Raw genomic sequence first — 20,432 nt, 5'->3', positions numbered from 1 at the left:
GTGCAGATGTCGCAATCCACACCGAACCCAGAAGGCCCTCACCCGTTCAAGCACCCAGCACGCGTGTCACCAACGTCCCGGGACAGCACACCTAGGCCGTGTATCGAAATTGGATCTTGAGCTGTGGATGATCACGGTTCATGGGTCGGGGAGATCTCACGGACGAGCAGTGGGTGGTGTTGGAGCCGCTGTTGCCGAAGGGTACGAAGGCGGGGCGGCCTCCCGTCTGGCCTCGACGGCAGCTGATCGACGGCATACGGTTCCGGGTCCGCACCGGTGTTCCGTGGCGGGACGTGCCCGTCGAGTACGGACCGTGGGGCCGGATCTACGACCTGTTCCGTCGCTGGCAGCGGAACGGCACCTGGCACCGGATCCTCACCCGCCTCCAGTCCCTGACCGACGCGAAGGGTGCGATCACGTGGGACCTGAGCGTCGCTCCACGGTCTGCCGCGCCCATCAGCATGCAGCCGGGGCCCGCAAGCAGGGCGACCTGCAAAAGGAACCACCGGGCGGCGTCTTTGACGAGCCCCGCGATCACGGACTCGGACGCTCCCGCGGCGGGTTCACCACCAAGCTGCACCTGGCCGTCGAGCAAGGTCAGAAGCCCATGTCGATCGTGGTCACGGCAGGACAGCGCGGCGACTCGCCGCAGTTCGAACCCGTACTGGAGAAGATCCGCGTGCCCCGCACCGGACCAGGCCGGCCACGCATTCGCCCCGACCGCGTGCGGGCCGACAAGGCGTACGCCTCCCGCAAGAACCGCGCCTACCTGCGCCGCCGGGGAATCCGCTGCACCGTCCCTGACAAGGTCGACCAGGCCCGCAACCGCAAGAAGCTCGGTTCCCGCGGCGGCCGTCCGCCGAAGTTCGACCCGGAGGACTACAAGGCCCGCCACGCGGTCGAGTGCGGCATCAACCGCCTCAAAAGGCACCGCGCCGTGGCCACAAGGTATGACAAGCTCGCGGTCCGCTACGAAGCTACCGTGCTGGTCGCGGTCATCAACGAGTGGCTGTGACCAGCACCTTCCTGGGTCGTGCGGGGACGGTGTCAGCGATGGCCCAGCACGTTGACCACTCGGCCGCTGGGATCGCGGACGAAGAACCGCCGCACGCCCCACTCCTCGTCCTGCAAGGGGTGAACGATCTCCGCGCCGCTGTCCCGCATGACCGCATAGGCCGCGTCCACGTCGTCCACTTCGACGCTCATGTCGGGGGCAACCGGGGCGGTCTTGTCGCTGGTGATAACGCTGACTTGCGCCGCCGGAGCGGACGGGGAGGCGAGCGTCATGATCCAGCCATGGTTCATGACTTCCTTAAAGCCCAATAGGCCATAGAACTCCCGGCTCTCCTGTACAGCCTCTGACTGGATGTTGGGCACGACACGACGAACGGCCATCGACGACTCCAAGCGAGAACAGACCTGACTCTGAGACTCTCCAGGAGTACTACGGCACGTCCGTCACCGCACACGCTTTCGCAACACGGCCTAGGACCTCGATGAGTCCGGCGGTGTCGTAGCTGCCGGGCTTGAGGTGGAAGCACAGGCGGGCCCCGCGATCGGGGTCGGTGGAGTGGTAGCCCAAGGCTCCGGCCATCGACGCACGCTTCCAGTTCAGGCAGTGCCGCAGGAGCGGAGTCCGTCCTCGGGGCGAGTAGGTGCGGCGGATCTGAGGGAGCAGGGAGACACCTGATTCGTCGAGGAAGACGATCCAGGCACGTGTGTTCACGGCCCCTTTTTGATGCGCGGCCACTCGTGCGCAATCCAGCGGGCGATCTCCGCCTCGTCCCGCTCGACCGCCCGCCGCTCGGGCCGTTGCAGGCTCCATTCGAGCCGGCCGGTCAGCAGCCGCCACACCGACGCCCTCGACAACACCACCCCCGTTGCCCGGGTGACGACCACGCCGACTCGTTCCAGGGTCCACAGGTCGGCCTCGAAACCATGAGCCTGGGCACCTTGCTCCAATGCGGCCCGGACCATCTCGACCTGGGTGTCGTCCAGCTTGGGTGGGCGTCCGGTGGCTGCCCGTCTCCGCAGGCCCGAAGCACCGTCTTGCTCCCACACCCGCCGCCAACGCCGCACACTCTCGGCGCACACCCCCACCGCCCTCGCGATCTCCGCATTCGAGACACCGCCCTCGAACAACTCGACTGCCCGAACACGACGCGCTTCCGCCAACTGAGGCCGCGACAAAGGGGGAAGGGAGGAGCCGGCAACAGAAGGGGAAGGTTGATATGCCATGCCGGCAGCCTCCCACCCACACGGCCACCACATCCACCGAACTTACGAAAAGATCAGTAAGAAGTCATCTCAATTGGTGATCGAGCCGCCCGTGAGAGGCAGCGGTCAGGCGCAGGCGCGGTGACTTGACCGCAATGTGAGACTTGCAGCATGGACATGGGGCGTGAGTCGCGGTGGAAAAAGGACGCAATGACGGTGGAGATCGTTTTCGCCCTGGTGACTGCCGCCGTGCTGGCTGGGGTGATCTTTGCCATCGTCTGGACTCTCGTCCTGGCCCTTGACCTCTCTGGTTCGGCAGAGAGAGGCGTGTTGGTAGGGGGCGCACTGTTCGGAGCGGTGGCCGGAGTGTGGCGTCTGGTACGGGTGCTGCTTCGGTTCGACGATCAGCGCCGAATGGGCCACTGACTACGGGCCTTCCCCTTGCGGTCGGTAGCCTCCCGTCGTGGGGATCGTTGAGCGGCTGGTGCCCGATGAGTTGTGGGAGCTGTTCGAGCGGGTGGTGCCGCCGGCTCCGTCTCGCCCTCAGGGCGGCGGCCGCCGTCGGTACGGAGACCGGGAGGTCCTGGCGGCGATCATCTTCGTGGCCACGTGGGGCTGCACGTGGCGGCAGTTGCCCCCGTCATTCGGGCCCTCTGGGCCGACAGCCCACCGGCGGTTCACCGAGTGGACCAAGGCCCGGGTATGGGCCAAGCTCCATCGGCTGGTCCTTGACGAGCTGGGCAGGCGTGGGAGAGCTGGACTGGATCCGGTGCGCGATTGATTCGGTGAACATGCGCGCGATGAAAGGGGGGAGCTGACAGGTCCGAATCCTGTCGACCGGGGCAAGAAGGGCTCAAAGATCCACTTGATCACCGAGCGGACCAGTCTGCCACTCTCCGTCGGCATCTCCGGTGCCAGCCTCCACGACAGCCAGGCCCTCGAACCCCTCGTCCGCGGCATCCCGCTGATCCGCTCCCGACGCGGACCCCGCCGACGGCGCCCCGCCAAACTGCACGCGGACAAGGGCTACGACTACGACCACCTGCGCCGATGGTTACGCAAGCGCGGGATCACCCACCGCATTGCCCGCAAGGGCATCGAGTCCTCCAAGCGGCTGGGCCGCCACCGCTGGACCATCGAACGCACCATGGCCTGGCTCGCCGGCTGCCGCCGACTCCACCGCCGCTACGAACGTAAGGCCGACCACTTCCTCGCCTTCACCAGCATTGCCTGCACCCTCATCTGCTACCGCAGACTCACCAAATGAGATGGCTTCTTACTGTAAAAGCGAAGGCGTGGCAGGCACTCGCAGAGGCAGACCGCCCACGGCCCACTGGAGAACAAGGGGAGGTGATCGAGGGCGGGGCGCGTGGTGAGCACATGGTCGTCGACGCTGCGGCGGGCACGGGGAAGACGTCGACGCTGGTGATGACGGCGGAGCGGATGCCGGACCGCGGCCTGTACACGACCTTCACGAAGGCCTCGATCCTGTCGGCGCAGAAGGGACTGGAGTGGCCGAAGGTGCGAATCGCGACCGACTTCCCGCCTCCCCCGCGCCGGGAGAACGGCTCCGGAGGTTCTGGGGATCCGGCCCTGGTACTGGTCAGCTCGCGTGATCAACTGTCGCCAGTTCGCGGAGAGGTTCAACCTGATGGTGACCGTCAGTGGTCACCCAGGGTGTGGCGCCGGAGTAGTAGAAGCGGCAGCTGACGCCGGGCCCGGCTGTACGGCACTCGCCGGGACGCGGGTCGTACAGGGCGCGGTCGCCGGGCCACCGGGAGAGCTCGGTGGCCAGGGCGACAGCGTCATCGACTTCCTCGGCACGCCACCCGTGGATGTCCAGCAGCAGGCCGATGCCGATTTCGACCAGACCACCTGGAGGGCGCTCTGCTCGCGCTCGGCATCGGTGGACTCCCAGCCTGGGGCTCGCGAGGTCGGCCACGAGGTCCGTCTGCAGGAGATTGGGCCTCTATCCGATGAGGGCCACCGGGGCGTCCCAGGCGTTGCGGTCGACGGTGATGGTGTGGCCTCCGCGGCTCTCCTTGCTGTTGGCCATGTACTGATGGGCGCGGCTGTGGTTGGTGTACAGCTTGGGGTCCCAGGGCCAGTCGGCGGTGGTGGTGTTCTTGTTGTTCCACAGTGCGTACCAGAGGTTGCCGGGCAGGTCGGTCCGGTCGGTGGCCGTGGCGATGGCCTTGGCGCTGGAGCTGCTGAAGCCGTAGAGCCCGGCGCGGTAGGTCTTGGCCCGCAGGGTCTTGGTGAAGGAGCGCACGTACGTCAGAGTGGCGTCGTTGCACGCTTTGTTCGTGATGTCGTACGACTCCATGTTGAGGTAGATGGGGCTGCCGGGCTTCATGCCGAGTGCGGACGCCTTGGCGATGGCGTCCTCGGCGTTGCTCTTTCCGAGGCCGGCCGCCGTGGAGGCGGTGAACCTCTCCGGGTTTCTGCTGGTCTGGCAGGGCGGCTGGGCGCCGACGTAGAGCGGGATGAGCTTCCAGCCGGTGGCGCTGACCGACTTCACCCAGGACGCGGTGAGGTTGGGCTGGGCGCAGCCGCGGTTCTTGCCGCCGATGTAGACCGCGGCGGCGCCGTAGAAACCGGTGTTCCAGGCCTTCATCGCGGCGAGGGAGGGCGCCGTGCAGGTGTCGAAGGCCCGGCCCGTGTACGTCTTCTGCGCAGGCCAGCTCGTGGCGGCCATGGAGGTCTGCGCCGCGATCCCGGCGCCGGCGACTACGACGACACCTGTCGTGGCCCACGCGATGTAACGGCCTCTTTTGGAGAGCCTGTGACTGGACATTCCCACCCCATTCGGATCGCGGCCCGCGGCCGCAATTGATGCATCGGCGAAGGCTCGCGAACGCAGCGACACGCCATAGGGTGCGGCTGCAGCGCTCGGCGCCTTCTGAAGCGCGGTTGAGCTCCGGCACTCGGAGCGCTCCGCACCTTATCCAAGCCCTCGCTGGTAGGTGGCGGAGGGTGTCAACATTGGACTCATGGTCTCCACATAGACGCGGCGGCCTCCGAGACAAGGGTCTCGGAGGCCGCCGCCGGGGCCCCCCTTTGCAGCGCGCTGACCCGCCATGGTCGGGGCTTGGTCAGATGTGTCGCCGGAGCAGTAGAAGCGGTAGCTCACACGCGGGCCGGGCTTGCGCTGTTCGCCGGAGTTGGACCAGGCAGCGGCCCAACAACACCGCCTACCGTGCCCCCAGCGTGCCCGATCGACCGGGAATCACGGAGAACAGCGGTCAATCACGGGTAGCGGAAACGGCAAGAGTAAAGCTTCCCCGTGCTCTCGGACACGTGATCGTTATGCCGCGAGGGCCCGGCTGCCCCTGGCCCGCTCGCCACGGGAGGGGCGTGTCGGGCGGGGTGGCCTGGTCGACGAACGCCGCTTGGCGCAGGCGGCGCTCGCGTGCCGGGAGGCGGCGGTTATTTAAGGTAGACAAGACCGTCGGTGGTGATGGTCGGGCGGCCGGAGGTGCCGGCCACGACGATCTTGATGGTGTGCTTGGCGCTGGTGGCCCAGGTCTTGGTCCAGATCGCGTCGCGGTACAGGGTGGTGGAGGACTTCAGGTCGACTGTCGTGGCCTTCACGCCGTCGACGTAGATGTGGGCCTGGCCGGAGGTGGTGGCACGGGAGACGATCCATGCCGCGGACCTGCCGGTGAAGGTCCAGGTCAGGCTCGCGTTGGCGGAGGAGCTGGAGTAGGACTGGCCGCCGAGGTAGCTGGTGGAGGCCTTGGTGGCCCAGGTGCCGGTCCTGACCGCGGCGGTCTCCTGGAGGATCACGGGGGTGCTGGTGACGGACGCGGTGGCGGTGTTGCCTGCCTGGTCGTAAGCGGTCATGGACCAGGTGGCCGCTGTGCCCGCTTTGGCGGTGTGTGCGGCGCTGTTGGTGGTGGGGCCGTAGGTCATGGCCGTAGGGGTGGTGAGGCGTACGTGCTTCAGTGCCGCGCTGTCGGTGGCCTTCCAGGCGAGGGTGAGCGGGACGGCGGTGGTGTTCACGGTGCCGGTCCACAGGGAGAGGGCGGGCTTGGTGGTGAAGGTGGGGGCGGTGGTCTCGGCGATCACGGTCGCGGCCGGGGTGGTGGCGGTCTTGCCGGACTGGTGGACCGCGCGCACGGCGATCGTGTGGGTGCCCGGGGTCAGGGTGGCCGGGGCGGAGGTCGTGGTGCCCGCCACGGTGGCGGCGGCCTTGCCGTCGACCAGCAGCTCGTACTGCTTGACCAGTGAGGCGGGGGTGGTGGCCGCCCAGTTCACCGTGACGGCGCCCTTGGTGTAGTACGTCGAGCCCGAAGCGCCGGTGCCGGCAAGGGACTTGAGGGTCAGGCCGGTGACGGGGCCGGCGGCCCAGGAGCGGATGGTCGCGAGCTGGTTGTAGAAGGCGTCGCCGGGACACTGGGTGTTGAAGCCGTCCCGGTGGCCGTGGATGACCGGGAAGGGCAGCTGCGCGCCCTTGGTCCAGGTCTTGCCGAAGTAGTTGCGGCCGGAGTCGCCGGCGGTGAGGGTGGTGGTGCCGGCCGGGTCCACGCCGTACTGGCCGAGCTTCCAGGCGGCGATCCGGGCGACCGAGGTCATCGCGGCCTGCGAGGGGGCGACGTCGGTGTAGGTACCGAGCACGGAGACGCCGGTGGTCTCGGCGTTGAAACCGTAGGCGTGCGCGCCCTGCACCGGCTGGCCCACGCCGCCCTTGCGGCCCTCGTAGACGGTGCCGCACTTGTCGACGAGGAAGTTGTAGCCGATGTCCTTCCAGCCGAGCTGCTTGACGTGGTACGCGTAGATGCCGCGCACCACTGCCGGGGCCTGCTCGCAGGTGTAGGTATTGGACTCGGCGGTGTGGTGCACCACGACCGCCTTGATCTTGCCGCCGGGCAAGTAGCCGGGGGCCTCGGGGCTGATCGACTCGTCCGCTCCCCAGCCGGCCCGGGAGGTGATGGGCGGCTGGGGAGCGGTGGACGGCGGAGCGGGCGGGACCGTCACCGTCGGTGTAGGCGTGGTCGGAGCCGGCGTCGGGGACGATGTGGGGCTCGACGTGACGGGCGGCGAGGGCACAACTGGCGGGGTGCTGCTCGGCGCCGTGGTGGTGGGGGCTGGCTCGCTCACCGACGGGCCAGTGCTCGGCTCATCGCTGACCGAGGGCTCGGGCGTCGCCGTGCTGCCCGGCTCCGGTTCCGTGGACTGCGACGGCTGTTCGCTCTCCTCGACGCCGAAGGCCGCGGGTTCCATCGCCGACAGGCTGCCCGTGCCTGGGTCGATCATGTCCAGGCGCAGCCCGGCGGGCAGTGCGGCGGAGGCCGTGCCGCCCGTGTTGACCCGCGTCTCGACCCCGTTGGACGGCCCGAACCACGCCGGCTCGGTGCCGCCCCGGGCGGCTCCCCTCTCGCCCTGGCCGCTGTCGTCTTCCAGCTTCAGCCACGGTGACCACTGCCCTGTGGCGGCGTCTCGGGTGCGGACCTCGACCGTGCCACCGACCGTCGCGGCCGGGTCCGTCCAGGTGACGCCCAGCATGCTGAACGGCTTCGTGCGGCCCTGCTTCAGCGACGCGCTGCGGCGATCACTGCTGATGCTCAACGCGGCCGTACGTGCACTGACCTTCACCGGCCCGGACTTCGCCTCCGTGGCGGGGCGGCCGTCGACGTCACCGGTCGCCCCGTGGAGCACCAGGACCCCTGATATCCCTACCGCCACGGCAGCAGCCGTGCCCCCTGCGATCCGTCGCCGCATCACGCGACCCCGCCCCTTCACTTGATTTGCCCGCGCTGGACCAAGCAGCCGGCCTTCCCCTGACGCGCACACCAAGGTGTCGGGCAAAGGTAGTTACCCGGGACACCGGAGACCCAGCGACCGGGGCGGCGAAGTCTGCACAGGTGGAACGGCAGGGCATGCCTGAACACGGGGAGCTGGTACTCGGCGAGAGACGCGATGACCAGAAGGGACGGCGCCAGCCGGTCTGTTGGCCAGCGCTTGTCCGACTGCGATCAACAGGATGCGTCACTTCCCTGTATGAAGCAACTGCCGACAGTGGAGAGGTTCTTCACAGCTCTGTGGGCACCTGGGACGTTCGTTCTTACGCGCCGTTGATCTCCTTATGACCCTTTTACTCTTCGCTATCTTCACATGTGCACCACACACGTGGTTTGCATGTGGACACAAGAAGACCGAGGAATCATGAGGGTTCACATACCCGCGCCAGAAGAGCGCAGGCGGCCGTGGACCGGGGGGAGCCTGCGCTACATAGCGGGGAGTCTCACTCTGGCTCTGGGCATCGGACTGCTCGACGGCACTGCCGCGATGGCCAACACACCCGAGGCTGCCAGTGCTTCGCCCAGGCAGGAGCGGGCGGTCACTGAGGCGGCGGACATCGCTTCGGCTCGTGTGGCGGCGCGACTGTCCGGAAAGCGCGTCGAGGCGCTGTCGGAGCGCACCGAGACGTCGACCACGTGGGCGAACAAGGACGGTTCCCTCACCACGGAACTGACCGCCGGACCGGTGCGTTTCGAGGACGACGCCACTGGAGAGTGGCGGGATGTCGACCTGACACTCGCTGCCGGCTCCGACGGCTCGGTCGAGCCGAAGGCCCACCCCGAGGGCTTGAGAATGGCCGGCAAGACCGGCACTCCGGCTGCTTCCATGAAGGCTGCGCAAGCCTCCAAGGCGACCGACCTGGTCACGCTAGGCGAGGGTGACGAACAGATCACGCTGCAGTGGAAGGGCGGTCTGCCCGCTCCGAATCTGGAGGGCACCCGGGCGGAGTACGTCAACGCCGTGCCCGGAGCGGATGTGGTGGTCGAGGCGACGCGTACCGGTTTCGAGCAGTTCGTCGAGATCAAGCAGAGGCCGGCCACCGGCGGCTACAGCTACACGATGCCGCTGAAGACCAAAGGGCTGAAGGCTGAGCAGCAGCCCGACGGCAGCGTGCTGTTCACCGACAACAAGTCGAAGAAGACAGCCGTGATGCCGGCGCCGGTGATGTGGGACGCCACGGTCGACCCTGTCTCTGGCAAGCACACGCGCCAGGTCGAGGTCGGCATGAAGGTTGTCGAGACCAAGGGCGGTGCCGACCTCGTCATCACCCCCGACGCCGAGTTTCTGGCCGACCCGAAGACGAAGTACCCGGTGACGGTGGACCCGTCCACCTCTGCCCTGGGCAACGTCTTCGACACCTACGTCCAGCAGGGCGAGACGGTCGACTGGTCGGCCGATACCGAACTCGACTTCGGCAACCCGGGCACGAAGAACGCCGACGGCACCCCGCGCACCGCGCGCTCGTTCATCTCGTGGAACACTGCGCCGATCTCCGACGCGCTGGTGATGGACGCGAAGCTGTCGCTGTGGAACTTCCATTCCGGCAACTACACCGGCTCCTCGTGCCCCACGCAGCCGTGGGAGGTGTGGTCCACCGGGGCCGCGTCGACCTCGTCGCGGTGGACGGTCCAGCCGTCGTGGATCGCGAAGAGGGCCACCTCCTCGGAGACGAGGGGCAACCCGTCCTGCTCGACCCAGCCGGACGGCTGGATCAACGCCGACGTGACCACGCTGGTGCAGGAATGGGCGTCGGCCAAGGCGGCCAGGTCGCACATGGGCCTGCGCGCCACGGACGAGACGATCACGGGGCAGTGGAAGCGGGTCAACTCCGCCAACGCCGCCTCCAACCCGCCGAAGCTGGTCGTCACCTACAACTACCGGCCGCGCACCGGCACCAAGCAGGAAGCCGGCCCGCCGTACTTCTCCTACGGCGGCGCCTACACCGTCAACACCCTCACCCCGACCCTGCGCGACACCTTCGTCGACGCCGACGGTGACAAGGTCAACGGCACCTTCCAGATCTTCGACAACGCCACCAACACCCAGGTCGGCAACGTCATCGTCTCCCCGTACGTGCCCTCGGGCCAGGTCGCCTCGGTGACCGTCCCCGCCGGCGTGCTCACCAACGGCAAGACGTACAAGTTCCGCACCTCCCCCTACGACGGCGCCCACTACAACATCGGCTGGTCGGCCTGGAAGACCTTCACCGTCGACACCGCCGCACCCTCCGCGCCCACCAAGATCGTCTCCACGGACTACCCGACCGACAAATGGGTCAAGGGCGCCGGACAAGCCGGCGCCTTCACCGTCACGCCTCCTGCCGCCGATCACCAGTGGCTGGAGTGGAGTCTGGATGAGTCGACCTGGACGAAGGTCCTGACCTCCGGTTCCTCGGCGGCCAAGGGCATCAGCATCACGCCGCCGAAGGACGGGAGCCATACCCTGCTCGTGCGGGCCGTGGACAAGGCGGACAACAAGTCGGAGGCGATCGAGTACGGCTTCCACGCGGGGCCCGGTGGCTTCCTCCAGCCCGCTGAGGGTGAACGGACCGCCCGTCGCCTTCCCCTCTCGGCGGAGGCCGATGCCGCGAAGTACAACGCGGTCTCGTTCTCCTGGCGCCGTTCCGAAACCGACCCATGGGTGAAGATCCCCGTCGCCGATGTCACCCTGGGTGGTAACGCTCTGTCGGCCTGGCCCGTCGCGTTGACTAACGGCAAGAACGACGCATTGGTGTGGAACACCGTACAAACCGTCGATCCTGACGGGGCCATCCAGCTCAAAGCCGACTTCACCGGTCCGAATAGTGCCTCGGTCAGCACCGAGCCGCTCTCCGTCGTCGTCGACCGCAACGCGGACGGAGCCGCCTCGGAACAGGTCGGTCCCGGTCACGTGAATCTGCTCACCGGCGACTACCGGCTCGCGGGCACCGAGGAGACGTACTTCGACCTGTCGGCAAGCCGCACGTCTTCCTCTAGGCGCCCGTCCGCGGGTGGACAGCAGGAGGGCCAGGCTGCGATCTTCGGCAAGGAATGGGTGTCCGGCACTGCGGCCGAGGTCACTCAGCTCGGCTACACACATATCCGCCGCACCTCCAGTACGTCGCTCGACGTCGTCCTCGACGACGGGAGCACTGTGTTCTTCACCGCCAAGGCCAACGACCCCGATGGCTGGGTGCCGGAGCCCGGCATGGAGTCCCTGACGCTGAAGGGCACCTTCGGCGGCACCTTCACCCTCACGGACACCGACGGCACCGAAACCGACTTCGCCAAGGTCAACAGCGCGGCGGAGACATGGCAGGTCACGTCCTCGGGACTGACGGGTATCGCCAACGCCTCGACGGACCTCGTTTCGGAAGCCGTTGTGGTCGCGGGCAAAACGCTGGCGCGTCCGAAGAGGGTCATCGCCTCGCGCAACGCCGTCTCCAACGCCGTCTGCGCCGCGACACCCGCCACCAAGGGCTGCCGTGCGCTGGAGTTCGTCTACGCGAGCAGTACCACCGCCACGGCCGACTCCTTCGGTGATGTCAAGGACCAGGTCAAGGAGATCCGTCTCTGGTCGACCGAGCCCGGCGCGGCCAATGCCACATCCAAGGCCGTGCAGACCTACCTCTACGACGGGTCCGGGCGGCTGCGCCAGACCTGGAACCCGCAGATCAGTCCGTCCCTGAAGACGGAGTACGCCTATGACGGCGCCGGACGCGTCAATCGGCTGACCCCGCCCGGTCAGCTGCCGTGGACCTTCACGTACGGCAACGCGGGCGGTTCGGCCAGTGGCGACGGCATGCTGCTGAAGGCGTCGCGGCCCGCGCTCCAGCCCGGCAGTAAGTCCACGATCGACGGGGACGCGACCACCTCGGTGGTGTACGACGTGCCGCTGAGCGGCGCTACGGCCCCGTACGCGATGAACAGCACCGCGGTGAAAGCATGGGGGCAGATGGATGCCCCTACCGACGCGACCGCGATCTTCTCCGCCGACTCGGTTCCGGCCTCGCACAGAGGGGCTGAGCTGACGTCAGGCAGCTACGGCCGGGCGCAGGTCCTTTACATGAACGCCTCAGCCAACGAGGTCAACTCCATCGACCAGGCCGGTGGTGTGGAGACCACGCAGTACGACACCTTCGGCAACACCGTGCGCCAGCTCTCGGCCGGCAACCACGCCCTTGCGCTGGGCAAGACAGCCGACGACAAGCAGCGGCTCGACCAGCTCGGCATCAGTCGTCTCGCCACCGAGGAACGCGCTGAACTCCTGTCCGACCGCAGCATCTTCTCGGCCGACGGCACACGCGAGCTGGAGACCCTCGGGCCGCTGAAGCAGGTCGCACTGGCCACCGCCCTCAAGGACGGCACCACCACACTGGTCCAGGCAGGCACCACCGTCTCGGCCCGGCCCTGGACCGTCAACAGCTACGACGAGGGGCGCCCGACCGACGGCACCGCCACCGTCAAGTACCAGACCACCAGAGTCGCCGTCGGCGCGCAGCTCCGCGACTACCCCGAACGCCAGGCGGACAAGCGGGTGGCCGAAACTCGCTTCGACTGGGTCCAGGGCGTGCCCACCTCCACGGTGGAGGACCCGGGCGGCCTCGACATCACCCACCGCATGGAGTACGACGGTGCCGGGCGAGTCGTGAAGACCCTCGCACCGGGATCCAACGGCACTGACGCTGCCGCCACGATCGACGAGTACTACACCGCCGAAGGAACCGGCCCTTGCCAGGGCAGGCCTGAGTGGAAAGACCAGCTGTGCCGGACAAGGCCGGCGGGCACCATCACCCGAGGCGGAAGCAACCCGGCCGAACTGGTCACCAAGACCTACGAGTACGGCTTCTACAACCAGCTCACGAAACTGACCGAGACTGCCAACGGGACCACCCGCACTACCGTCACCAGCCACGACGGTGCCGGCCGCCCCACGAAGATCGAGATCAGCGGGGGAACGGGCGATCCTGTCCCGGCCACCACAGTGGAATACGTCCCGGCGACCGGGGCTGAAAGCAAGACCATCGCCGCCGGCGGAGGCGCCCTCACCAAGGAGTACGACGACCTGGGCCGACTGGTGTCCTACACGGACGCCGACGGTGGCACCACCACCACCGCGTACGACAAGCTCGACCGCCCCGTGAAGGTCTCCGACACGGTTCCATCCACCACCACCTACACCTACGACCACGCCAAGGAACCGCGAGGACTCGCGGTGTCGATGACGGACTCGGTCGCCGGCACCTTCGCCGCTGAGTACAACGCCGACGGTGACGTCGTGAAGGAAACCCTGCCCGGCGGCTACACCATGCGGCAGGACCTCGGTCAAACCGGGCCGGCACAGCGGTCCTACACCCGCGACTCCGACGGAATGCTCCTGATCTCCGACTCCGCGACCGAGACGATCCACGGCCAGTGGCTCAATCACTCGGGCGGAGCGGGCCAGGGCGAGACGCAGGACTACACCTACGACGGGATCGGGCGGCTCACCAACGTGGCCGACACCGCGGAGGGCACCTGCACCCTGCGTGGCTACGGCTTCGACAACAGGACCAACCGCACCTCGCTCACCACGACCGTGGGCACACCAGGCTCCGATTGCCCGACCACGGGCGGCACGACCAAGACGTCGGCCTACGACTCAGCGGACCGCATCGTCGACAGCGGTTACGTCTACGACAAGTTCGGCCGCACCACGGCACTGCCGGGAGGCACCGCCGTCACCTACTACGCCAACGACCTCGTCCGCCAGCAGACGGTGGGCAACAGTCGCCAGACGTGGACGCTCGACCCGGCCAAGCGATTCCGCGGCTGGACCACCGAGTCGAACGCCTCCGGCACCTGGACCCAGACATCCACCCGGACCAACCACTACGGCAACGACTCCGACAGCCCACGGTGGATCAGCGGAGTAACAGCTGGTGAACTCACCCGCATGGTGCCGGGACTGAGCGGCGGAATGTCCGCGACAACGGGTGCCACGGGCGGTGTGATCCTCCAGTTCGCGAACCTGCACGGCGACATCAACCTCGCCCTTCCGACCGCCGCTGGCGCTGCCCCGCTCGTCCTGTCCTCGGACGAGTACGGCAATCCGCGAGGCGGCAGCAGCGGCGCGAGGTACCAGTGGCTCGGTGCCTCGCAGCGTTCCGCGCAGACGCCCAGCGGTACGATCCTCATGGGCGTCCGGCTATACAACCCGTCCACCGGGCGCTTCCTGTCGGTCGACCCCGTACGGGGCGGAAGCCGCAACGCCTACGAGTACGCCGCAGGAAACCCGGTCACCAATGTCGACCTCGACGGACGGAAGGTCTACCGCTACAGCAAGCGCACGGTCTACCGCTCCTGGGGCAAGGTGGTCCTCAAGAAGTGGACGAACAAGAACAACCTGCGCCGCACTTACAGCACCACCTACAAGCTCAACAGACTGTGGACGGGAAGGGTCGCGGACTACGGCTTCGTTCCGGCCGGAATCGCGGGCATCGTAGCGATGATCTTCCCGCACCCCGCGGTCATCGCCGTGTGCGCCATCATCGCCGGAGCCTCCATCGCCATCCAGGCGATCGCCATCTCCGCACGACGACGAGGCATGTGCCTCAACTTCTACAGCCGTACCACCTTGGTGTACAGGAAGACGTTCGGCTGGACACACTTCCTGTACTTCTACGGCTACGCCTATCCCTGGAGGGGAAGTTGCTAGGAGAAAAGATCTCGCTTGCGGTAGCCGGTGCAGTGGCTGCGCTGCTGGCCGTGGGCGGCATACTCGCAGTCGTCTTCTGGGGAGCACGTGAAGGAGCGGGCATTCTGCTCGTCGCGCTGATCTGGGTAGCCGTGGTCTGGCGTGCGCGCCAACGCGTCAAGGCGGCCAGAACTGCCAACTGATCGGCCGACACGACGCCGGTAGCGCGTCAGCCGCCCGGCAGCACCGCACTTGAGAGGGTGCGGTCCGCATCACCTGTGGCCGCGAGGGCTTCCTTCGCGGCCACAGTGCTGCCCGGACGCCACCGCAACACCGCGGCCCGCGCGGCGGCATATGCCGCCACGTAGAGGACGCCGTGCGCGAGCGCTGGCAGCCCCGCATCCGCGAACGCGCCCGCCGCCAGGCCGCCACCAGCACCGGCCTCGTCATCGACACCCGCGCCCGCTTCGGCTTCACCGCCGCACCCGGCACCACCGACGACGCACGCATCCGGCACCTGACCATCGCACTGCCCCCGCACTTCGCGGCCCGCCTCTTCGACGCCCAGGACGCCGGGGCCGGCGAGCAGCAACTGCGCGCCATCGCCGCCGAAGGCCTCGGCGAGACATACTTCCGCGACGGAGGCCGCCGCGCCCACGGCCTGGACGTGGAATTCACCGATGTCGAGCACCTCGAGTTCGAGCTGTAACAGCCACGCTCCAACATGCCGCGAGCCCCGGACTGTGACTGAGCACTTCACTTGGCGAGTGAGCGCGACACTTGCCGAGCTGAGCGTTCAGTTTTCAGTCATCTCCCATCAGCCGTGCGAGGTGCTCGACGAAGCCTTCCTGGTCAGCGACCCGGGGACTGCGCCTGTACGAGCAGACGACGCATTGCCCGAAGCCGACCCGCCCCCACATGTCCAAGTCCTGGACACAGAAGGTCTCGTACCCACACACCGGGCACTCCTCGAAGTCGTGGCCGTCAGGGTTGTGCTTGGGGTGGTACTTGTTGGGGTTCTCGGCCGACTCCGCACGGCGCTTGGCCTCTTCATTACCGATGAGTTCTATCAGAGCGCGCGCCTGATCGGCCGACCGCGCGTCTTCGTCCTGGGCCCGTTTGTTGTCGCGGTCAGACTGGGCCGCGAGGAGCGTGCTCAGGGTGGGGTGGTGGTCGAGGGCAAGCAGGGCGTGGACGTGACGGTGCTGCAGGCGCCCCGTTCCGCTTCCATGGCGGGCCCGACCGCTGACGTTGAGCGCATCGGTCAGGAGGTCAACGTCGATCCGGGTGTCCCAGAAGCCTTCGGGCGCACTGTTTTCCTTCTCCCACCGGGACGGCCCGCACCCGCACCCGCTCACTCGCCGAACACCGACGCGACCTCCAGGCCCGGCCGCCGGCCCCGGACTGGCTGCTGGAACGCGGCCTGGCGGGGCACCGCCCCGTCTACGTGCACGCCGGGGACTGCTGGAGCACCGGCAAACGCAGCCACGGCATCACCCGCGACCAGCAGCAGGCCGTGCGCTACGGCTGGCTGGGCGGAAAGCAGCGCTCTAGCGAGACGGTGGCCGGCTTCACGCTCATGGGCGTACGCCAGTACAACCCCGCCACCGGCCGCTTCCTGTCCGTCGATCCCCAGCAGGGCGGCAACGCCAACGCCTACGAGTACTGCTCGGCCGACCCGGTCAACTGCTTCGACCTGGACGGCAAGTGGGGCTGGAAGAAGTTCTTCAAGAAGGCCAAGCGCTGGGCCTGGCGCAACAAGTGGGACATCGCGCTCACCGCGGCCGGGTTCATCCCCGGCCTCGGTGCCGCCGCCTGGGGCTACCGGGCCTACCGCGGCTACCGCGCCCTGCGGGCCGCACGCACCATCGCCCGCAGCTGCCGACGCAACTCCTTCCTGCCCGAGACGCCGGTCGTCATGGCCGACGGCAGCACCAAGCCGATCAGCCAGGTGAAGATCGGAGACCTGGTCAAGGCAGTGGACGAAATCACCGGTGAGACGACGATCTCCCCGGTCTCCGACGTGATCATCGGTCACGGCACCAAGGATCTCGTCACCCTGTCCGTGGACGCGGACGGCGACGGCCGGTCGCAGACGATCACCGCGACCGCCAGCCACCCCTTCTTCGTCCAGGGGCGCGGATGGGTCGACGCGGTGCAGCTGACCCCGGGCTCACGCCTGTCGAACCCTGACGGGAGCGCGCCGAAGGTCACGGCCACCGACCGCACGCAGGCAGTCCGCACCGTCTTCAACCTGACCGTCGCCGGCACCCACACCTACTTCGTGGTGGCTGATGGGAAATCCGCGCTTGTCCACAACTGTGCTCGCCGGATTCCCAAGAAGCGGGGTTGGAAGGATCTGCGTACGCCGACGAAGTTCAAGTCGAAGGCGCAGGCGATAGCAGCCGCCCGGCGCGATGCCCGAATGGGTGGCCGCTGCCGCTACCGTGGAGTCTGCTCCTCGGGCAATCACGTTCACGTGGACTACTTCAACAGGCGCGGGCAGATCTCGCATACCCGCCACTACAAATGGTGACGGGGCGACACGGCCGGAAAATCGGAAACAAAGGAAACGGTATAGAGCACATGAATATCCCTGCCGCGCTGAATGAGCTCGTGGCTGCCTTGACCGAACACGCCAAGGTGATGTCCGGGCAGGAAGTAGCGCCTGAAAGGGCTGTCGACGTCGTCGAGCGGGTACGTGTCGCCGCAGCGCGTTACTCCGACGCAACCTTCGAATCATCGGGGTGGGGGAGTCCATTCTCCGACCTGTTCGAAGACGAGGAACAAGTCGAGGGCACGGATGAGAATGAGTCCGGTGGCGGCTCGGTATCCGGAGACGCCGAACGCATCAGCATCACGGGCCGCTGGGACTTCGTCGTGACGGACCAGGAGGAATGGTTCGCACACGTCACCCAGGCGCTGCACGATCTGGGTGCCGGCGACTGCGCCGTGGAACTGAGCAGTGCTGCTCAGGCGATGCACGAACTCCTCACCCACGATGATCCCTTCCGCGGCTACACGCGCCACGGCCTGGCGGACGGCGGTCAGGATTGGATGATCGAGCAGGTCCCGAAGACGCTGTCCGAAACACCGGATGAGGAGTATCGCGACTGAATCGCATCAGACGTCGGCAGCGTCAGAAGACGATGGTCTTGACGTAGGAAGCGGACGATGAAAGTCGGGGCGGCCAAGAGTCCTTGGCCGCCCCGACCCATGTCGGCGAGTGCAGCATGGGCCGGTCACTCCACTTCCGCCGCACCTGGATGATCTGGGCGAGCTCCGGAGGAACCGGAGCCCGATCATGTACGGGGTGGGGAAATGCCGAAGCACCGGCTCTCCAGAAGAGGCCGCTACATAGCCATGGCGACGACCGGTGTCGTCGTCGTGGCCGGTGCCGGGATCGCGGCGCAGACCTCGATGGCCGCCCCGGCGTGGCCGACGCAGAACACCTACATGGGCCGGGCGTTCGACGCCTGCACGGCGCCCTCGCTCACCACGATGAAGGCGTGGAAGAAGGACGCGTACTACGGCGGCGTCGCGGTCTACGTCGGCGGCAGGAACCGCGGCTGCGCCCAACCCAACCTGACGAAGTCCTGGGCGAAGTCGGTCGACACGCTCGGCTGGCGGGTCATCCCCCTCTACGTCGGCGCCCAGCCGCCGTGCCAGAAGAGCCGTAACAAGGAGAGGTTCACCGCGGCGATCGCGGCCTCGGTCGGCGCCGCCAACGCCAACGACGCGATCGCCAAGGCCTCGCGCTCGGCATGAAGGCCGGCAGCCCGATCTACCTCAACATGGAGTCGTGCGACATCGCCGACAAGGCGTGCAACGACGCCACCCTCACCTACGTGCGCTCCTTCACCAAGACCCTGCGCGCCAGGACCTACCGCGCCGGCCTCTACGGCTTCAGCAGCTCGAGCGCCAAGGCGATCGCCACCGCCAAGAACCGCACCGACCTGCCGGGCAACCTCTGGTATGCCCTGTGGAACGGCCAGGAGACCACCACCAGGGACTGGCCGTGGGACCCGAAGCTGTACACCGACCACAGCCGCGGTCACCAGTACAAGGCCAACAGCAAGGGGACCCGAGGCGGCCACACCATCACCGTCGACCGCAACGCCTGGGACGCGCCCGTCGCCATCATCGGCTGATCGGCTGCCATCGCCGAGAGGCCTGTGCTGTCAACGGCGGGGCGTTCCTGCACTGAGGGTTTTCAGCGTGGCCACTGATCGGGTCCTGCACGCCGCGACCACACGGTGAACTGGTCCCAATGGCGACGGCGCCACCAGGCGCGTGCCCGACGCTGTCATTACATGCGGCGCGGGCACACGTTGGTGGGACGGCTGGCCCAAGACCGTCCCGCGCATGCCCAACCCCCGCTACAATCCCCACCGCCAGGCCGTTGACCAGGACAAATACAGAAGTCCGGCTGGAGTACTAGGGTCCGTCTTCAAACGGATCTTGCCCAGAGCAGGAACGATGCGAGGGTGACCGCCGCTTCGTAGGAAGTGGCGGTCTTCTCGTGTCTGGTGGCGATCCCGCGGAAGCCCTTGAGCTGGTTGAAGCAGCGCTCGATCATGTTGCGCCGTCGGTAGGTCTCCCGGTCGAACCCTGGCGGTCGGCCGCCGCGGCAACCGCGCTCCAGCCGGTGCCGTCGCTGGTCGGTCTCTCGGGGATGGTGTGCGCAATGCCGCGTTTGCGCAGGTAGGCACGGAAGCCGCGAGAGCTGTAAGCCTTGTCTGCGATGACCTGGCCGGGCCTGCACCGAGGCCGTCCCGGGCCGGTGCGGGGAACGCGAATCCGTTCCAGCAGTGAGCGTGCGCAGACACTGTCGTGGCGTTGGCCGGGCGTCACCAGGATCGCGAGCGGGCGGCCCTTGCCGTCACAGGCGAGGTGAATTTTGGGGGTCAGCCCGCCTCGGGATCGGCCGAGGGCGTGATCGTCCGGTTCGTCCTGCCGGTGCCGCCCCCTTTTCGGCCTGTGGCGGCGGCGTGCTGGTGGGCGCGGACGATGGTGGAGTCGATCTGGACCAGCCAGTCGATGTCGCCGGCCGCGTCGGCGTGAGCCTGGATCTGCTGCAGGGCCTGGGTGAACACCCCATCGAGGGCGTAGCGGCGGAAGCGGGTGTACACGGTCTTCCAGGGCCCGTAGCGTTCCGGCAGGTCACGCTAGGAGATCCCTGTGCGGATCTTGTAGACCATCCCGTTGATGACCTGTCGGTCCTCCACGCGAGGCCGCCCCGTCGCGGCCCTGGGTATCAGCGGAGCGAGTAACTCCCACTCCTGATCTGTGAGTTCATGACGACGTACCACGACACCATGATCCACCACCCAGATGATCTTTGAAGACGGACCCTAGATGGCGCGCATGGGTTCGGTGCCGACGGCGATAAGACTTAGCGTTGCCGGCAGCCGGCCAAGGGCGGTCCGAAGAGGGCCTTCAGGCTCTGGGACAGCGGAATACGCGAAAACGCAGAGAACCGCTCAGGCCTGGTCGGATACCGCGCGGTGGATCAGTCGGTGACGTGCCTAGTGACGCATAGGTCCCCCAGGGCGCCGCCCGTTCTCGCCGGGGCCGCCGAGCTCGCGGCCCCGGACCTTCTGGCCGTCCCCGATGCCTGCGTCACCGGTCAGGATCTTGACCGCGATCAGGCGGTCGACGTCGGGGGGCGTGTGCCTTCCACACCTGGCCGCAACCGCCCGCGCCGATCGGTTCGAGCAGCCAGTAGCGGCTGTCAGCACGGTCCCCCTGCCTGC

Annotated in this window: 12 protein-coding genes and 5 pseudogenes; 9 read left to right on the top strand and 8 right to left on the bottom strand. The window is 67.5% G+C overall.

Features of this window, described 5'->3' with window-relative positions; translation table 11 throughout:
* Positions 1-140: 140 nt before the first annotated feature.
* A protein-coding gene (locus tag AB0M97_RS25525) for an IS5 family transposase (RefSeq protein WP_365963302.1) occupies positions 141-1,015 on the top strand; the annotation gives its coding sequence in 2 pieces (ribosomal slippage) (positions 141-435 and positions 435-1,015; 876 coding nt in all).
* A gap of 32 nt (positions 1,016-1,047) precedes the next feature.
* On the opposite strand, the gene AB0M97_RS25520 is transcribed toward AB0M97_RS25525, so the two are convergent.
* From AB0M97_RS25520 to AB0M97_RS25510, 3 genes are read right to left on the bottom strand one after another with little or no spacing between them, the layout of a single operon-like run.
* Entirely contained in the window at positions 1,048-1,395 is a 348-nt protein-coding gene (locus tag AB0M97_RS25520; RefSeq protein ID WP_365963301.1) for a VOC family protein, read from the bottom strand.
* 49 nt (positions 1,396-1,444) lie between these two features.
* A complete protein-coding gene (locus AB0M97_RS25515) occupies positions 1,445-1,726 on the bottom strand; it encodes a hypothetical protein (RefSeq protein ID WP_365963300.1) in 282 nt (93 codons plus the stop codon).
* The gene (locus AB0M97_RS25510) at positions 1,723-2,238 is read right to left on the bottom strand and encodes a winged helix-turn-helix domain-containing protein (protein WP_365963299.1); all 516 of its coding nucleotides are present in this window, start codon (positions 2,236-2,238) and stop codon (positions 1,723-1,725) included. The genes AB0M97_RS25515 and AB0M97_RS25510 overlap by 4 nt, the downstream gene beginning before the upstream one ends.
* Before the next feature lie 150 nt (positions 2,239-2,388).
* Between AB0M97_RS25510 and AB0M97_RS25505 the strand changes: the two genes are divergently transcribed.
* The 3 genes and pseudogenes from AB0M97_RS25505 to AB0M97_RS25495 all read left to right on the top strand — a co-directional run bounded on the left by AB0M97_RS25505 (position 2,389) and on the right by AB0M97_RS25495 (position 3,927).
* A complete protein-coding gene (locus AB0M97_RS25505; RefSeq protein ID WP_365963298.1) occupies positions 2,389-2,643 on the top strand; it encodes a DUF6332 family protein in 255 nt (84 codons plus the stop codon).
* A 43-nt stretch (positions 2,644-2,686) separates the two neighbouring features.
* Positions 2,687-3,484, top strand: a pseudogene (locus AB0M97_RS25500) (IS5 family transposase).
* A gap of 113 nt (positions 3,485-3,597) precedes the next feature.
* Entirely contained in the window at positions 3,598-3,927 is a 330-nt protein-coding gene (locus AB0M97_RS25495) for a hypothetical protein (protein ID WP_365963309.1), read from the top strand.
* Here AB0M97_RS25495 and AB0M97_RS25490 read toward each other — a convergent pair.
* The 3 genes and pseudogenes from AB0M97_RS25490 to AB0M97_RS25480 form a co-directional block, all read right to left on the bottom strand.
* Positions 3,893-4,093, bottom strand: a pseudogene (locus AB0M97_RS25490) (hypothetical protein); the annotation flags it as partial. The gene AB0M97_RS25495 and the pseudogene AB0M97_RS25490 overlap by 35 nt on opposite strands.
* Positions 4,094-4,186: 93 nt before the next feature.
* Positions 4,187-5,014 (bottom strand): glycoside hydrolase domain-containing protein, encoded by an 828-nt coding sequence (locus AB0M97_RS25485; protein ID WP_365963297.1) that lies wholly within the window; start codon positions 5,012-5,014, stop codon positions 4,187-4,189.
* A gap of 632 nt (positions 5,015-5,646) precedes the next feature.
* Positions 5,647-7,941: a peptidoglycan recognition protein gene (locus AB0M97_RS25480; protein ID WP_365963307.1), complete on the bottom strand. Its 2,295-nt coding sequence runs from the start codon at positions 7,939-7,941 to the stop codon at positions 5,647-5,649.
* A 651-nt stretch (positions 7,942-8,592) separates the two neighbouring features.
* Here AB0M97_RS25480 and AB0M97_RS25475 point away from each other — a divergent pair.
* Positions 8,593-14,697, top strand: a complete 6,105-nt coding sequence (locus AB0M97_RS25475; RefSeq protein WP_365963296.1) for a DNRLRE domain-containing protein — start codon at positions 8,593-8,595, stop codon at positions 14,695-14,697.
* A 355-nt stretch (positions 14,698-15,052) separates the two neighbouring features.
* Positions 15,053-15,385, top strand: a pseudogene (locus AB0M97_RS25470) (XRE family transcriptional regulator); the annotation flags it as partial.
* A 94-nt stretch (positions 15,386-15,479) separates the two neighbouring features.
* Here the strand turns inward: AB0M97_RS25470 and AB0M97_RS25465 are convergent.
* Entirely contained in the window at positions 15,480-16,034 is a 555-nt protein-coding gene (locus tag AB0M97_RS25465; protein ID WP_365963295.1) for a hypothetical protein, read from the bottom strand.
* Between the two features lie 50 nt (positions 16,035-16,084).
* On the opposite strand from AB0M97_RS25465, the gene AB0M97_RS25460 reads away from it, so the two are divergent.
* The 3 genes and pseudogenes from AB0M97_RS25460 (at position 16,085) to AB0M97_RS25450 (ending at position 18,827) form a co-directional block, all read left to right on the top strand.
* A complete protein-coding gene (locus tag AB0M97_RS25460) occupies positions 16,085-17,212 on the top strand; it encodes a polymorphic toxin-type HINT domain-containing protein (protein ID WP_365963306.1) in 1,128 nt (375 codons plus the stop codon).
* 50 nt (positions 17,213-17,262) lie between these two features.
* Entirely contained in the window at positions 17,263-17,793 is a 531-nt protein-coding gene (locus AB0M97_RS25455) for a hypothetical protein (RefSeq protein WP_365963294.1), read from the top strand.
* A 204-nt stretch (positions 17,794-17,997) separates the two neighbouring features.
* Positions 17,998-18,827, top strand: a pseudogene (locus AB0M97_RS25450) (glycoside hydrolase domain-containing protein).
* A 299-nt stretch (positions 18,828-19,126) separates the two neighbouring features.
* On the opposite strand, the pseudogene AB0M97_RS25445 reads toward AB0M97_RS25450, so the two are convergent.
* Positions 19,127-19,988 (bottom strand): annotated as a pseudogene (locus tag AB0M97_RS25445) (IS5 family transposase).
* Between the last annotated feature and the right edge of the window lie 444 nt (positions 19,989-20,432).

Origin of the sequence: Streptomyces sp. NPDC051207 (assembly GCF_040682395.1) — a bacterium.
Taxonomy (GTDB): domain Bacteria; phylum Actinomycetota; class Actinomycetes; order Streptomycetales; family Streptomycetaceae; genus Streptomyces.
This window is presented reverse-complemented; position numbering and strand designations above follow the sequence as displayed.